Source organism: Nocardia otitidiscaviarum NBRC 14405 (assembly GCF_000308635.1).
Taxonomy (GTDB): domain Bacteria; phylum Actinomycetota; class Actinomycetes; order Mycobacteriales; family Mycobacteriaceae; genus Nocardia; species Nocardia otitidiscaviarum.
Genome location: NZ_BAGD01000185.1, coordinates 1 through 206, shown reverse-complemented (window position 1 = coordinate 206; position 206 = coordinate 1). Strand labels below are relative to the sequence as shown.

At 63.1% G+C, this 206-nt stretch carries 1 protein-coding gene; it reads left to right on the top strand.

Translation table 11 applies throughout. The features are described 5' to 3' along the window. Window positions 1-199 (top strand): DUF7257 domain-containing protein (locus ON31_RS29290; protein ID WP_039818263.1); only part of this gene is annotated, 199 nt, incomplete at its 5' end. Window positions 200-206 lie beyond the last annotated feature (7 nt).

Sequence of the window (206 nt, the reverse complement as noted above, 5' to 3'; positions counted from 1 at the left end):
CGAATTCCGGCGCGTCGGCAACGTATTCACCGCCTACCGCAACGGCGCGCAGTTCCTGACCTGGCCCGACACCGGCAACATTGTGCCCACCGGCACGACCAACCGGCGGTGGGGCCTGGTCGTCGAGGGCAACTTTCCGATCTTCAACACCGAGTACCGATCACCCGCAATCGACTGGATCGAGGCATACGACCTCTGACACGAGA